16 protein-coding genes are annotated in these 15911 nt (G+C 34.4%); 2 read left to right on the forward strand and 14 right to left on the reverse strand.

Annotated features, from left to right (window positions below; translation table 11 throughout):
* Positions 1-6: 6 nt before the first annotated feature.
* From IEW94_RS00145 to IEW94_RS00185, 9 genes are all read right to left on the reverse strand, one after another.
* On the reverse strand, positions 7-1188 hold the full coding sequence (locus tag IEW94_RS00145) for a 3-hydroxyacyl-CoA dehydrogenase NAD-binding domain-containing protein (RefSeq protein ID WP_188649238.1): 1182 nt from the start codon (positions 1186-1188) through the stop codon (positions 7-9).
* Between the two features lie 9 nt (positions 1189-1197).
* The gene (locus IEW94_RS00150; RefSeq protein WP_188649239.1) at positions 1198-2133 is read right to left on the reverse strand and encodes a threonine/serine dehydratase family protein; all 936 of its coding nucleotides are present in this window, start codon (positions 2131-2133) and stop codon (positions 1198-1200) included.
* A gap of 11 nt (positions 2134-2144) precedes the next feature.
* Positions 2145-2924: an enoyl-CoA hydratase-related protein gene (locus tag IEW94_RS00155; RefSeq protein ID WP_188649240.1), complete on the reverse strand. Its 780-nt coding sequence runs from the start codon at positions 2922-2924 to the stop codon at positions 2145-2147.
* Between the two features lie 6 nt (positions 2925-2930).
* A complete protein-coding gene (paaD, locus tag IEW94_RS00160; protein ID WP_188649241.1) occupies positions 2931-3431 on the reverse strand; it encodes a 1,2-phenylacetyl-CoA epoxidase subunit PaaD in 501 nt (166 codons plus the stop codon).
* A gap of 3 nt (positions 3432-3434) precedes the next feature.
* On the reverse strand, positions 3435-4190 hold the full coding sequence (paaC, locus tag IEW94_RS00165; RefSeq protein WP_188649242.1) for a 1,2-phenylacetyl-CoA epoxidase subunit PaaC: 756 nt from the start codon (positions 4188-4190) through the stop codon (positions 3435-3437).
* Positions 4190-4474: a 1,2-phenylacetyl-CoA epoxidase subunit PaaB gene (gene paaB, locus IEW94_RS00170; RefSeq protein ID WP_188649243.1), complete on the reverse strand. Its 285-nt coding sequence runs from the start codon at positions 4472-4474 to the stop codon at positions 4190-4192. The genes paaC and paaB overlap by 1 nt, the downstream gene beginning before the upstream one ends.
* A gap of 1 nt (position 4475) precedes the next feature.
* Complete coding sequence (gene paaA, locus IEW94_RS00175) at positions 4476-5441, reverse strand: 1,2-phenylacetyl-CoA epoxidase subunit PaaA (RefSeq protein WP_188649244.1); 966 nt, start codon at positions 5439-5441, stop codon at positions 4476-4478.
* Between the two features lie 27 nt (positions 5442-5468).
* On the reverse strand, positions 5469-6542 hold the full coding sequence (locus tag IEW94_RS00180) for a 2Fe-2S iron-sulfur cluster-binding protein (RefSeq protein WP_188649245.1): 1074 nt from the start codon (positions 6540-6542) through the stop codon (positions 5469-5471).
* Positions 6543-6634: 92 nt separating this feature from the next.
* Entirely contained in the window at positions 6635-7204 is a 570-nt protein-coding gene (locus IEW94_RS00185; RefSeq protein WP_188649246.1) for a TetR/AcrR family transcriptional regulator, read from the reverse strand.
* Positions 7205-7299: 95 nt separating this feature from the next.
* On the opposite strand from IEW94_RS00185, the gene IEW94_RS00190 reads away from it, so the two are divergent.
* On the forward strand, positions 7300-7605 hold the full coding sequence (locus tag IEW94_RS00190; RefSeq protein ID WP_188649247.1) for a rhodanese-like domain-containing protein: 306 nt from the start codon (positions 7300-7302) through the stop codon (positions 7603-7605).
* A gap of 139 nt (positions 7606-7744) precedes the next feature.
* On the opposite strand, the gene IEW94_RS00195 is transcribed toward IEW94_RS00190, so the two are convergent.
* From IEW94_RS00195 to IEW94_RS00205, 3 genes are all read right to left on the reverse strand, one after another.
* Positions 7745-8389, reverse strand: a complete 645-nt coding sequence (locus IEW94_RS00195) for a response regulator (RefSeq protein WP_188649248.1) — start codon at positions 8387-8389, stop codon at positions 7745-7747.
* Positions 8390-8396: 7 nt separating this feature from the next.
* Positions 8397-10340, reverse strand: a complete 1944-nt coding sequence (locus IEW94_RS00200; RefSeq protein WP_188649249.1) for an ATP-binding protein — start codon at positions 10338-10340, stop codon at positions 8397-8399.
* 527 nt (positions 10341-10867) lie between these two features.
* Positions 10868-12724, reverse strand: a complete 1857-nt coding sequence (locus IEW94_RS00205) for an outer membrane protein assembly factor BamB family protein (protein ID WP_188649250.1) — start codon at positions 12722-12724, stop codon at positions 10868-10870.
* Positions 12725-13737: 1013 nt separating this feature from the next.
* Here IEW94_RS00205 and IEW94_RS16860 point away from each other — a divergent pair.
* The gene (locus IEW94_RS16860) at positions 13738-14376 is read left to right on the forward strand and encodes a helix-turn-helix domain-containing protein (RefSeq protein ID WP_229669403.1); all 639 of its coding nucleotides are present in this window, start codon (positions 13738-13740) and stop codon (positions 14374-14376) included.
* On the opposite strand, the gene IEW94_RS00215 is transcribed toward IEW94_RS16860, so the two are convergent.
* Positions 14373-15338: a GSCFA domain-containing protein gene (locus IEW94_RS00215; RefSeq protein WP_188649252.1), complete on the reverse strand. Its 966-nt coding sequence runs from the start codon at positions 15336-15338 to the stop codon at positions 14373-14375. The two genes, IEW94_RS16860 and IEW94_RS00215, sit on opposite strands and share 4 nt — an antisense overlap.
* A 41-nt stretch (positions 15339-15379) precedes the next feature.
* Positions 15380-15901 carry a hypothetical protein gene (locus IEW94_RS00220; protein WP_188649253.1) on the reverse strand — a complete coding sequence of 174 codons (522 nt, stop codon included), beginning with the start codon at positions 15899-15901 and terminating at the stop codon, positions 15380-15382.
* Between the last annotated feature and the right edge of the window lie 10 nt (positions 15902-15911).

The raw sequence follows: 15911 nt of genomic DNA on the forward strand, positions 1-15911 counted from the left end.
ATGACGCTAATTAAAGAATGTTTTGTTTTCTCTATTCATTTTTCGTAATAACGGACTGCATCGATATCTGTCTTCATGATAGTCATCATACAACGCATCCATACTATTAACACACCAATCAATGCCTTTCTTATCGGCCCAAGCCAACAAGCCCTTTGGATAATTAACGCCTTTGGTCATAGCATTGTCAATATCTTTTGCCGAGGCTATATTTAAAAACAATGCATCAGCGGCTTCATTAATGAGCATGACCAATACTCTATCAAATATTTGCTGTTCAAGCTCTTTTTTATGAGATCCTGAAACAATTTCAGGATGACGATTGGTTTCAATATTGCCTTTTTCATCATACCCATAATAACCCTTTCCAGATTTTCGGCCCAAATATCCAGCTTCAACCAATCTTTTTTGGGTGAATGCCGGTTTGTATCTCGAATCGAAATAAAATGCTTTAAAGACGGTTTCTGTCACCGTATAATTAACATCATTCCCAATAAAATCCATTAACTCAAAAGGTCCCATTCTAAAACCTCCCAAGTTTTTTAAACTCCAATCTATGGTTTCAAAATCGGCAATACCTTCTTCATAAATGCGAAGCGATTCCCCATAGAAAGGACGCGCCACACGATTCACAATAAACCCTGGCGTGTCTTTAGCTACTGCCACTGTTTTATTCCAACCGGATATGATTTTTACAGTTTCATCCAATATATTTTTTGATGTTTGAAGTGCTGGAACCACCTCAACCAATTGCATTAAAGGAGCTGGATTGAAAAAATGAATGCCAACACAGCGCTCTGGATTATTTAACGCCGATGCAATAGATGTAATAGATAAACTTGAGGTATTACTTGCCATAATACAATTATTGGACACCATAGTTTCCAATTCTGAAAACACTGTTTTCTTGATGTCAAGATTCTCCACTATAGCTTCAATAACCAGATCCGCTTCCGATAACGCTTTTAAATCGCCAACATATTCAATATTCTTTTGAATTCTTTCTTTTTCAGCGTTATCCAGTTTTCCTTTTTCATTTAAGCGAGATAAAATACGTTCCAAATCTGCTTTACTTTTATTTAACGCGATTGGATTGGTATCATATATCTTGACCGAACAGTCAGCGGTAGATGCTACTTGAGCAATTCCGCTTCCCATGGTACCACAACCTATAATTGCAACGTTCATACTTAATTTTTAAAACGGTAAATTATTTACATCCACATTTCCGCCAGAAATGATAATGCCTACCTTTTTATTTTTAAAATCGTCTTTTTGTTTCAACAAAGCGGCAAAAGCCACTGCACTTGAAGGCTCAATAACTATCTTCATGCGTTCCCAGATAAGTTTCATTGCCTCAATAATCTCTTTTTCACTGACCGTAATAATTCGTTCTACATATTTTTTTATGATAGGGAAATTTCTATTACCTAAAAAGGTTCGTAGTCCATCCGCTATCGTATCAGCCGTTTCATTATGCTCAATATTACCGCTTAATAAAGACCGATACGCATCATCTGCATTTTCGGGTTCGCCACCAATAACTTTACAATGCTCTGAAAAATAGTTAGCAGCCAATGCCGTGCCAGCTATCAATCCACCACCACCAACGGGAGTAAATAGATAATCCAAATCTGGATAATCTTCCAACAATTCCATAGCGGCCGTTCCTTGCCCGTAAATCACCTGATCATCATTGGATGGATGAATAAAAGTTGCTCCTTTTTCTTTTCGAACAACTTCAGCCATATTTTCTCTGGCTATTGGGGTGGAATCACATTCAATTATTTGCCCTTGATAGGTTCTTACCGCATTCTTTTTGACTTCAGGCGCATTCTTGGGCATGACAATATAGGCCGGTATTCCTACTTTTTTTGCTGCTAACGAGAGGGCTTGTGCAAAATTACCAGACGAATGTGTTACAACGCCTTTATTTCTTTCTTCATCTGACAGACTTAAAATAGCATTGGATGCACCTCGCATTTTAAAAGCGCCCATCTTTTGGAAATTTTCACATTTAAAATAGATCTTCGCTCCACACATCTCATTAATTAGCTGAGATGTCAACACAGGTGTTTTATGGATATATGGTTTTATCCTGTTATGCACTTGTATGAGCGTTTCTTTATCCATTCCTATTAATGCTACTTTCCTTTAAATACGGGTTTTCGTTTCTCAATAAAAGCCGAAACACCTTCGGCATAATCGTCAGTTTGGGCTGCTTCAATTTGTAATTTAGACTCTAGGTCCAATTGTGATTCTAAATTGTTTGTTAATGATTGATTCAATAACTGCTTGATAAAACCGAGTGCCTTCGTTGGCATATTTGCCAATTTAATGGCTGTTTTTTGAACTTCTTCTTGAAATACTTCATCTGGAATGACTTTATAAACCATACCCAATTTTTCAGCTTCTTGAGCTGGTATTTTCTCGCCAAGCATGGCCAACGCCGATGCTTTCTGGAATCCAATCAATCTTGGCAAAAAGAAAGTGCCTCCACTATCTGGAATTAATCCAATCAAACTAAACGCCTGAATAAAACTGGCCTTTTCATGAGCCAAAACAATATCACAGGCTAGAGCTATATTCGCCCCCGCACCTGCTGCCACGCCATTGACTGCTGCAATGATTGGTTTTTCAATATGTCGTATTTTTAAAACAATGGGATTGTAATGTTCCTCTAAAATCTTTTTAAATCCTGGATTGTGCTCTGGCGATGTCACTTCTTTTAAATCTTGACCGGCACAAAATGCTTTTCCTTTTCCTGTTAAAACAATCGCCCTTACATCATCATTGGTTTTACAATCATCAAATATGTCTTGCAATTGCAACGCCATTTCACGATTAAAGCTATTAAACACTTCTGGTCTATTAAGCGTGATATATGCTATGTTATTTTCAATTTTTAATTGAATGCTGCTCATATATTTTTATTTCAAACATTTAAAATAATCAAACGGTTCTTGACAATCCTCACATTTAAATTGTGCTTTACATGCCGTTGATCCAAACTGGCTCACTAATCGTGTGTTTGTTGATCCACATTGTGGGCACTTAACAACCTTTTTATTACCTAGCAAAGCCTCTTTATCTGCATGCGCATCTAAAGGAGCTGCAATGCCATATCTCTCTAAGGCCTGTCTTCCTTTTGGCGTAATCCAATCCGTTGTCCAAGCAGGGGATAAAATCAATTCAACATCCGATTGATACCCAGCTTTTTTCAATGCCGTTTTTATGTCGTCGGCAATTACATCCATGGCCGGACACCCACTGTAAGTTGGTGTAATTTGAACTTTAACCACATCGCCTTCAATTACCGCTGAACGTACTACGCCCATATCCATGATGGACAATACAGGAATTTCAGGATCAAAAACCTGCTCCAGAATAGGGATTAATTCATGGTCAATATGTAGCTCCGTAATCGTCATTTTTTACCAAGACATTTTTGGGTAAGTTCGTTGCATGTATTGTAACTCGGTCAACAAATATCCCATATGTTCTGTGTGGATACCTTCTTTTCCTCCTTTTAGAAAATAGTTGGATTCCGGGATTATCAAAGTTACTTGTTCCAATATTTTGTTAACCCGATTGTAATACTGATCTTTAAATTTTAGAACATCAACACCAATACTTTTTTCAACCATTATTTTATCAATTTCAGTTAGATGAAAAAACTCATCGGTATATACCCATAAATCATTGATAGCTGTTTGCATTTTTTTATGACTTTCTTCTGTTCCGTCACCTAAGCGTTTCACCCAGTCCGATGAAAACCGTTGGTGATAACTTGCTTCCTTAATAGCTTTATTTGCTATCGCTGAAAGGGTTACATCATGGCTTTTTTGGAGTTCTTGTAGGAATAAAACATGATACACATCAAATAAAAACTGACGTGCCATAATATATGCAAAGTCTGTATTGGGTTGTTCTAACAATAACACATTGAGATACTCTCGCTCATTTCTAAGCATGGCTATATCATCTTCAGTTCTTCCATCTCCAGCAAGTTTTGCGGCATACTGATAATAACTCCTCACTTGGCCTAACAAATCCAATGCTATATTGGTGCAGGCTATATCGGTTTCCAAACTCGGTCCGTGGCCACAAAGTTCACCTAGGCGCTGTCCAAGAATTAACGAATTATCCGCGATTGACAATATGTATTTATAGAGAGTTTCGTTTTTCATTACATGTGTTTTACATCATCAGGTAAGTCATAAAATGTTGGATGTCGATATACTTTATCCTGTGCCGGTTCAAATAACTCGCCATTATCCTTTGGATTTGAGGCTGTGATGTACTTTGATTCTACTACCCAAATGCTCACCCCTTCATTTCGTCTGGTATAAACATCACGTGCATTTTCAAGTGCCATTTCGGCATCGGCCGCATGTAGACTTCCAAAATGCCTGTGTTCCAATCCGTTTTTACTTCTCACGAAGACTTCCCAAAGTGGCCAATTTTTTTTCATGTCAAACGGCTTTATTTGTTAGTTTTTCTTTTCTTTCTTGCTCTTTTTCAGCAAAAGCCATTGCTGCATCACGAACCCATTGCCCATTCTCCCAGGCATCCACTCTGGCTTTCATCCGTTCTTTATTACAAGGCCCATGACCTTTAACGACTTGCCAAAATTCATTCCAATCAATTTCTCCAAAATCATAATGACCTGTTTTTTCATTCCATTTCAAATCTGGATCCGGTATTGTCAAGCCAATTAAATCTGCTTGCGGAACGGTTTGATCTATAAATTGCTGACGCAATTCATCATTGGATTTTCGTTTTAATTTCCATTTCATGGATTGTTCTGTATGAATCGATTCTGCATCAGTTGGTCCAAACATCATTAATGATGGCCACCACCAACGGTTTAACGCATCTTGAGCCATCTCTTTTTGTTCTTTTGTGCCTTCGCAAAGTTTTATCATAATTTCATATCCTTGACGCTGATGAAAACTTTCTTCCTTGCACACCCTTACCATGGCTCTGGCATAAGGCCCGAATGACGTATTGCACAATGGCACTTGGTTGATAATGGCCGCCCCATCAACCAACCAACCAATGGTACCGATATCGGCCCAAGTGAGTGTTGGATAGTTAAATATACTGGAGTATTTTGCTTTTCCAGCATGCAGTTGTTCGTATAATTCCTCTCGTGATATTCCTAAGGTTTCACAGGCACTATACAAATACAAACCGTGCCCTGCTTCGTCTTGAACTTTAGCCAGTAAGGCTACTTTTCGGCGCAATGAGGGCGCACGGGTAATCCAATTACCTTCTGGAAGCATCCCAACAATTTCGGAATGGGCATGCTGAGAAATCTGCCTTATATGTGTTTGCCTATATTTCTCTGGCATCCAATCTTTAGGCTCAATTTTTTCGTCCCGCGCAATTCGGGCTTCAAACTGGGCTTCTAAATTTTTTATTTGGTCTTCACTCATAATTTTTAAGCTTTTTGCTATTGGCTATTACACATCAAAATCCACAACTATATGCTTACTTGTTGGTACGGACTGACAGCTTAACACAAAGTTTTGTTTCAGTTCTTTTTCCTCAAGGGCATAATTAACTTTCATTTTTACGGAACCTTCAATAATTTTACATTTACAGGTACTACAAACCCCGCCTTTACAAGCAAAAGGTAAATCGGCGCCAGCTGCTAAGGCGCCATCCAAAATGGTGTCAAAATCATCATCCATGATGAAATGAAACTCCTTGCCGCCATCAATTATGGTCACTTCTGTGCCATCCGTCTTGTTTTCAATGACTTCAGCAATATGCCTGTTTTCCTCTTCTGAACTTCCTGTGAAAAACAACTCATAATGTATTTTATCAGCACTTAAACCAGCAGCCATCAGTTCATCACGAATCAAGAAAATCATATCTTGAGGACCACAAATAAAAGCATGTGCTGTATCTTCAATATCAATAAATGTTTTAGTTAATACTCCAAGTTTTTCTTTATCAAACCGTCCGTTTAAAAATGGGATATCACGCTGTTCCTTGGTTAAAAAATAAAACACTTGAAATCGGTCAAAAAAATTATTTTTTAACCGCTCGATTTCTTCCTTAAAGATAATGGATTTTACGGTGCGATTCAAGTAAAACAACTTGAACGTGCTATCAGGTTCCTCCTTTAAATGGGCCTTTATAATGGAGAGTATGGGTGTTATGCCGCTACCAGCTGCAAAGGCTATGTAATTTTTTGACGCTTTTTCATCAACGTCTACATAAAACTGGCCATGAGGCGGCATTACCAAAAGCTCATCCCCTTTTTTTAATTTGTTGAAAGCATAATTTGAAAAAATACCGTCTCTAATGGTTTTAACTGCAACTTTCCATTCTCCATCCAACGGGCTTGAACACAACGAATAGTTGCGCCTAACATCATTACCATTTATGTTTTTTCGAACGGTGATATGCTGGCCTTGCTTAAATTTAAAAGTTTCTTTAAGCTCAACTGGAACTTCAAAAGATATGACAACACAGTCTTTTGTTTCCTTATAAATATCAGCAATTTTTAAGCTATAAAAATCTGCCATGCGTTATATTTTTCAAACTCTGAATGGATATTATTTTAACTAACAATTGTTAGTTTCATTACAAATTTACAAAAATAAATGTTACATTTTTGTTAATTCTTAATTCCATTGATGAGAACATTGCTTAAACTTTGAGATAATTCAATTTCATTCAAATTATCTTCTAATGGAATCCAAATATATAATGAGCGCAAGGTTGAGAGCAAAGAAAACAGTAGGACTTCAAGATTGTCATTTAAAATTTCATTGTTAAGGATGCCTTGCCGGATAATGTCTCGTAAATTGTCTTCATAATTTACCCGCAATTTCAAATAATATTCCAATTGGTCTTCCAGATGCATCCAATCGTTATTCAAAGTGGCCATGCCTGCCTTGTTTCTACTGGTAATGTTAATGTGCATGGAAATAATTTGCTTAAGTTTTTCAATACTATTAACCTGAGAGGCTTTTATGGTTTCCATGCCCAATGTAAATTCTTCAGCCAAGGAAATAATAATTGCCTTAAGAATATCCTGCTTGGAATTGATATGATTGTAAAGACTTGCGGCTTTAATACCCATGGCTTTGGCTATATCACGCATGGTTACTGCACTATATCCTTTATCTTTAAAAAGGGTAGCTGCCGTTTTAATGATTTCGTTTTTCCGTGTGTTTGGTTTCATATTATGCATGAAGATACTGAAAAAATTTACGCTGTAACTCTTGTTACATTCATTTCAAAATAAATTAAAGTAATTTGCATAAAATTTTTAAAACTATGGGACTATTAGATTTTCTTACGGGAAATAAAAATGATAAAATCAAAGACTTTCAATCAAGAGGCGCTATTATTATTGATGTGCGAACAAAGAACGAATTTAAACAAGGGGCCATACCTGGTTCTAAAAACATTCCGTTACAGGAAATACATTCAAAAATTGATTATTTAAAAAAACTCAATAAACCTATTATTGCTTGTTGTGCCAGCGGTATGCGATCTGGTAATGCCTCTAGTATTTTGAACAATCATGGTATTGAGACCATTAATGGTGGTGGCTGGTTAAGCTTGAGCAAGAAATTATAAGGACTCGTTTTAAACAAAAAAAACATTAGTTTTCTTCGACTTAAGAAGTCTAAACTAATGTTAAAACTAAACTAAACTAACTCATAATAAAAGTATCTTATTTTTGAGAACGCTTGATTACGTTAAGGTTAATAAATCTTTATATTAAGTTATTTCGTTTGGCTTTTTCAACTGCTTCAAGTTTATTGTGCACTTGAAGTTTTTTGTAAATATTTTCAATATGCTTTCTAATGGTACCTGTTGACAGAAACAAATTTTTCGCGATTAAACTATAGCTCAACCCTTTACTAAGATGTTCGAGTACTTCAATTTCCCTATCGGATAGTTTGATATCGTCTGATTGGCTTTTAAAATCAATAGGGTTCCTAAGAAGCTTTAATGTTTTCATGGCAATTGATGGTGTCATGGCCGCACCGCCATTTAGTGTTTCCAAGATACCTTCATGAAGGTCTTTGGCATTAACTTCTTTTAGCAAATATCCGTCTGCACCCGCTTTTATTGCATTGAAAATATGCTCATCATTATCAAATACGGTCAGCATGATAATTTTAATATGCGGATATTTTTGTTTAACAACCTCGGTGGTTTCTATGCCATTAAGCACGGGCATTTCAATATCCATAAGTATGATGTCTAAATTATGATTGTCATTTAACTGGGTTAACAGTTCTGACCCATTCATACAGGAAAACTTAACTTGTAAATCATCAAAAAAAGCGAGTTTTTCTTTGATGGCATTTATCAAAAACGTGTTGTCATCTACTATGGCTATTTTTATTTTCATTGTGAAATCAAACAATTAAAATAACTGAAGTTCCTAGATTGATTTTGCTTTCAACATGTATTTCAGCGTTCATATCAATGGCTCGTTTTTTCATGTTGTTCAAGCCATTCCCATGCTCAACTGTATTATAGTCAAATCCTTTACCATCATCGTATATTTCAATTTTCAATCTGTCAGAATCCTTTTGAAATTGCACCTTAATACTTTTGGCTTCTGCATATTTAAGTGCGTTGTTGATGGCTTCTTGAATGATTCTGTAAATATTCATTCCTTGAACTGAAGAAAAACTAAGTTCTTTAGATAGCTGTTCATCAACATTAAACTGAAATTCTATGCTTGATGATGCCAAACCGGCTCTTTCAATGAAATTTGAAATCCTGGCCCCTAAATCATCTAAAGAAATTTCGTTTTTGTTCATGGCCCAAATGGTGTCACGCAACTCAAAAATGGTTTCTTTGGTAAATGCGCTGATACTTTCAAGTTTATTGACAACGGCTTCATTTGCGTTTTTAAAACCGTACTGCAAATTTTCTACGGATGATATAATAAATGTTAGTTGAGCACCAATATTGTCATGCAAATCCCTTGATATTCTTAATCGTTGTTCTTGAAGTTTGTTTTGGGATTCTATTTTGATTAAGGCTTCTTTTAACTGGCTTTCTTTTTTAAGTTGGTTGTTTTTTAGTTTCTGTTGTTTATAAATCAAAAAGGTAAATATGGCTATGACCACAACCAAAACAACTAAACCGATTAATTGTGTATTTTTTCTATTGAGATTGAGTTCTTTTTCAGCAATATCGGCTCGTTGGGCCATTATTTGACTTTCTTTCTTTTCGGTTTGGTATTTTGTCTCCAATTCTGCAGTCACATTCTGCATTTTTTCTTGAAGGTTCAAAGCCTGTTCTTTAACATACAAATTGGTATAGTAGGACACACTATCCGGCTTAGATTCATAAGCATAAATAGGGATGAGCTGTAAATAAACACTTAGTAATTTGTCTGTTACATTTTCATTTTTAAAAACCTTCAAACTATTTAACAACAACGGTTTGGCTTTGCTAAAGTCTCCCAATTCACTATAAATGCCAGCAAGGGTTAACTTTGAACTTGCAAGCTCTGTCCCTAAGTTGGCTTTTTCCCTTATTTCAATGGACTTTAATATGTATTGTTTAGCAAGTTGATAGTTTTTTTTATCGCTATATATTGAACCCAAATTATTGTATGCCGAGCCCAATGTTGGATAAGCGTTCACTTGTTTTGAGGTTTCAATACTTTTTTTTAAACAAGAAATAGCTTGAACCGTATCTTTTTTATATAAATACACACTGGCCTTGTTAACAAGCGTGTTACTCAGTAATTCTTGTTGACCATTATCCTCAAAAAAAGTAGCATTCTTGTTGAAATATTCTAACGCCTTATCGTAGTTTTTCAAAGCCATATAAATGGCACCTATATTGCTTTGGAGTGAATTAGCAACGGTAACCACCTTATTCCTTTCATAAAAACCAAGTGCTTTGAGGTAATAAACCATGGAACTGTCCAGAAGTGTCCTTTTGTAAAAAATATTCCCGATTTTATAGTTTAAAGATGCTATTCCGGCAGAATCATGAATTTTGGCTCTTATTGCAAGTGATTGTTTGAAAAGTTTCTCAGCGGTATCAAATTCTCCCTTTAAATAATAAACAACGCCATTATCACTTATGGTTTGTGCCAAAAATGTTGAGTCATTGAGCTTTTTGGCAAACTGCATGGCCTTTTCACCATAAACCAATGCTGAATCTGTAGAAATTGAACTGTAATACCAAGTTAAATCCCCAAATATTTTAGCCTTACTTTTGTCGTCTTGAACGGTTTTTAATTCGCGTTTTAAACTATCAATCATTTTTTGGGAATTCTGGCAAAAACCATGAAAACCAATTACGAATAATATTGCCAAAAAATACCGTTTCATATTTGTTTGTTGGAAGTCATTATTATTTTTTGCATTGAAAGAATATCCCTAGTTATTTTAAAAAGTCTTTCAAACAAATTATTGTGGAGTTCATCTAACAAGATAAGACTTCGTGAATTAATTTCGTGCTTTTTTTCTTCACTCATAAAATCACTTACCAACTTTGAATAGCTCTGTTTGGAATTTTTTGTTGACTGAATGGTATCAGTGTATGTTTTGATGTTAAAAAAAATCAACACACCAATTAGGACAATAATAAAACAATTGAAAAACAGATTTAATTCCATAACTGTTAGCTAGTTATTCTCACAACAAAAAAATGAATTTTTTGAGATAAAAAAAACACCATTCGCTCATCATTAATATGATTTTGCAACTGATGTTTTTTATGTGAACTGATTAATAGCATTCTAAATTTAGTTGAATTAGCCGTATCAGGACTAATTTTTCGATAAAAGTATTATTAAAAAAGATTAAGCGCAATAAACAATTATTACGCCCAATCAAACAAATCTCAACAACAAGATTTATTTTTTAAGATCATAGGCATTTATGGTTGAACCATTTGCTTGGTAATATAGCATACCTCCAAAATCATCAACTTCATAGGTTGGTTTTTTATCTTTAAGTAAAATTTCTTTATCAATTTTGCCGGTATCTTTGTTGACCTTGACCAAACTCACACCCTCATCCAATTTGGTTAATATAAACTGGGCATCTTTGGTAGCCGAAGTGGCTTTAAACCGTTTGGCCATTTCATTAAATGATGCACTACCTATAGCTGCAAACATTTTAGACTCTCTATCCATTTGAGCCCCATAACTATTGTATTGACCAATACTGTTTTTATTAGCTCCAGCTCTTGCAGCCGCAGATGCTGACATGGCAGTTGAAGCCACAGCCAATGCTCCAAATGCTATTTTTGCAAATGTGCTTTTACTTGGTGATTCAAAATACTCATGGAACTTTTGGCTACCATCAAAATTAAGCATCATCACGTTTTGATCTGATGATAACAACAGCCCACTATTTCTTACCTCAAAATGCGTTGGGTCTTCTTTTTCCTTAAACTCATATGAAGCTATGCTTGAGATATCGCCGGAGTCCTCATCAATGGCCATCAATTCTTCCCCTGTACTGATTAAATAGCGTTTGTGGTTAGGGTCATAAACACTTGTAACCGCTTTAGCTCTCTTGTATTTTATGGGTTTGTTCCAAATGGATTCGCCTGTGTCTAAATTAATAATATTGGCATCTTCGTCAGTAATATAAATCATACCCTTTGGTGTTAATGCCATGGTGTGAATATTCTCTCCTGTCTTTAATGGTTTTTTAAACAATGGTTTTCCGTCAAATGATATTTTATTAATGCCTCCTTCAAAAAGACCAAACAAAATACCGTCATCCATGACATAAAAATGTTGCACATAACCATTGGTTTTGGGTGCCTTTTCCCATAAATCCTCACCTGTTGCCGCTGATAAAAAAGAAATGTTACTTTGTGCCTTGGCAGACATTAATTTTCCCAATCCGCCTTTACCAGAATCGGCCACATCACTAACAATGGCAAGGCCTTTTGGGGTGATTTCAAAATTAGACACAATACCTTTTACTTTGTTACCATCCGGCCACACCAAGTTACCAGATGCACCAACTTTGTATATCTCTTGATTTTTCCCATTATTTGATGTTACAAAAGCATACATGGATTTTCCGTCCTCAGCAGGTTCAACATAGGCAACGCCTTTAAGTTTTGCTGTCCAAGTTTCATTGCCAGTAGCTAAATCAATTCGTGTCAATCCCTTGCCCGTTGGAAGTATTAAGCCACCATCAATAATACTAGGGTTTCCTACCATTACATCAAAACCTTTAAGCGTAAACAGTTTCTCTTCCTTGCCTGTAGCCATATCATAAATACCGACCGCTTGGGCATATTTTTCCTTAGCAGTACGCTGACCAGATACAATCAATTTGTTTTCTGGCAATAATAGTGTAGGTTGTTGTGCAGCTTTCCATCCATTGGCCTTAGTGTCAAAAACCCGCTGTCCGGTAATCACATCAATCACACTTTGTTTGGCCGAAATACCTGCAAAACCGGCTTGACCTACCATAACATACGGTGTGTTGGGAATAATATTGATTTCTTCCTCTTTAACTTTTCCGTAGTCATCAAAATTAAACACTAAGCCTTCCTGTCCGGGTTTAATACCTGCCAGTCCATTACCGTGCGTGACCAAAAGCACGCCTGAACTGGTAACTGTCATTTTTTCTATTTTTCCACCAACATCATAGGTGAAATCTGGTGTCTCAGCTTTTTGGGCCAATCCTAAGTTAGAAATGATTGCACCTATAAAAAATGCAATAGTTTGTTTTAAATACCTCATTGTTGAATTGTTTTAAAATTAATAGCAATTCAAAAATGCAAATCGTTTGTACTGAAATCAATACGATGAATTACGTATTTTATATATACAGAGTTGGAATAAATTAAAAAGGTTGTCTTATTTAAGACAACCTTTTACAATTAGGTGATAAAATTTAATCCCCCATTAAGTAAATTGATAATAGCATATGTACAAATATCTATTTTTGAGAATCTATAGAATATTTTTTATAAATACACAAGTAAACTTATTGATAAATACGCAGTTAGTAAAACCCTAAAATAAATCTGGAGGGATTTTTAATCAAATCAGTAAGTATTTTAATCAATCAATAAGAAAAAAAAATACCCTTGTAGTGGTGTCATACGGTCAGCAACACCAAATGGTGTTTTTTACTAACTCGATTTTTAAAAAAAACTGCACATTAATTTATACTTTTACAAAGTAAAATTCCTAAAAAATTGTTGTATCCGTTTCTATTCCTCGTAACTGGTATTATTGGTGTGGTTACTATTATAGTAATGGCAACCTCATATAAATCCAACCCGTTTTGCAATGCCTATTTATTGATCGCCATTTTAATTGTTTCTTTTCGCTTTTTAGTGCATGGTAGTTTTGAAATGGGGTTACAGGAAGTTATAAAACCATTTGAAGGGAAGAAAGCCATATTTTACCTAATCATTATTCCTTGTTTTTATTTGTATCACAAATGTTTAGCTCTGCAATTAAACACCTATGACCTGAAAGAATTAAAACACCTTGTTTTTATTGTAGTTCTTTATATTATCAACATGAATGGTTACTTAGTAACCAGTTTTATATTTAGTTATCTCCCAATAATTAATTTCACCTTAATCAACTTATTTATAATTTTTTACTCAGTATTAATTTACAAAGTGCTAAGTAAAAATTTATGGTTTAAAAAAGACCTCCTTATAAGCAATAAACATTTTAAACTGATTAAAAATTGGACAGCTTACTTATTCACAATCAACATATTGACACTTATAACATTGATAATTTCATTTTATAATGAACTACACAACCAGTCTAATCTATCGGGAAAATCATTTGCTGTATTTTCTTTGTTTTTTTGGTTATTTATCTATTTCAAGATATTGTTTACTCCAGAAATATTGTTCGGACTCCCTATTCTCAATAAGAAATTAATAAAATTCAGTTCCCCTTTAGCAAAAAGCACAGATGATCAAAAACCAATCAGTGATAATTGGATTTTAGAATCAAGCAATCAAAAAAACGAACAAGATTTAAAGTTGCAGAAAAAAATCATTTCAAGTATTACAAGCTACATAAATGAAATTGACAAATTGAGTATTGATGACCATGTTTTTAGAAACCCGAATGTATCCACTTCAGATTTAGCTGCCAAATTAGGTGTTCCAACAAGTCATATTGTTTATTTATTTAAATACCACTCCAAAATCTCGTTTTCTGAATATCGTACACTTAGTAGAATAAATGACAGTATTAATTTAATTAACAAGGGATTTTTAAAAAACAACACCTTAGAAGCATTGGCTTATAAAACCGGGTTTGCATCTTACAATCCGTTTTTTAGTGCTTTTAAAAAAGTAACAGCGCTTTCGCCTCAAGACTATTTAAAATTAAACAAGACAACCATTGAGGACTAAAACTCAATATGTGCATATTCTTTTTTAAGTTGGTTTTGCTTTTGTTTAATCGTTAACAGAAATTTTTGATGCGCTTCTGAATCAGGGTTGAAAGGTTTGTGCAGTAATCCTTTTTGAATGGCATCAACCTCATCCATGGTTTTATAGGCGTCATCGGAAACCCAAACAAACTTGAACTTTTCCCAAATGTAATTGATGGCCGTTTGGTTGGGGTGAATCATGTCCTCTGCATAAAATCGATAATCACGAAGTTCATCCATCATGATTTCGTAGGACGGAAAATAAAATAAATTATGATTAACGATTGACGATTTTTGATTTAAGAATTGATGAATTGCCGAAATTAAATGCGCCTTACTTTGTGAGTTTTCTACAACCCCATCTTTTATGTGGCGTACAGGAGAAACGGTAAAAATAACTTCTACATTAGAATTCACACTCATTACTAATCTTGTAATATTTTCAAGTGATTTGACAATTTCTTCTGTGGATAATAATTCTTTTACAAATTCCTTTTGAGCTACTTTATGGCAATTGGCAACAACAGAATTTGTATTAACAAAACGATACATCCAAGCGGTTCCCAAGGTGATGATGATATGGGATGATTTGTTTATTTGCTTATGTGTTAATGAGATTTTATCATTTAAATCGTTTAACAAATCTTGCTTAGAAACATTACTCAATTTAGAATGTGCCTCAAAACAATGCCATTGTTCATTATGGAAGAAAACATCTTTTTCAGAATACACTTTCTGTTTAATAGCATGCTCTACAAGTGTTTCAATAGCCTTGGGATGAAATAAAATCCCAAAGGGATTTTGAAGATTCAGAAACTTAAAATACGCCAGCTTGTTTCCAATATTTTCAACAAAACAAGAGCCTAATAATAGTATATTAGATTTATAGTCTATTAGATTGTTAGACTGTTTCTTTAAAGACATTTGCGTTTGTAATTTCATAATCAGCTAACTAAGATGCAAAGTCACCAAGTAAATAAAGATTATTCTTTCATTTTCCTTTTTTCTTCTTTTTCCAATTTTTTTAATTCTTTTTCTTTCTTTTTCTCTTCTAAATCTATTTTAGATTTCTCAATATTATTTTTCAGATTATCAATTTTTTTATTTAAGACTTCTAACTTTTCAATATTTTTTTCAATCTCTTTATTCGTTTTATCTATCTTTTTATTCAAATTATTTTCCTGTTTGAGAATCTCTTTATTAGATAGTTCATTTGTGTTGTTTGCTTTTGGCAATTCATTTTTCAACTTTAATAAATCTTCATTCAAGCTGTTGATCTTCTTTTGAATCTTTATCTTTTTATTTTGTTCTTTACTCAATTTTTGTTCATCCGTTTGAATATTATTTTGCAACATCCGCATCATCATTTGTTGTTGTTGAAACATTTGTTGCTGTTGCATTACCTGATTATTTATTGCACTCCTAGGTGGAGCACTTGGAAATTGTTGAGCCCAAAAAACAGTTGGAAAAAATAACATCAAAAAATATATAATCTTTGCTTTCATAACTTCATAT

Origin of the sequence: Yeosuana aromativorans (genome assembly GCF_014646655.1) — a bacterium.
Taxonomy (GTDB): Bacteria; Bacteroidota; Bacteroidia; order Flavobacteriales; family Flavobacteriaceae; genus Yeosuana; species Yeosuana aromativorans.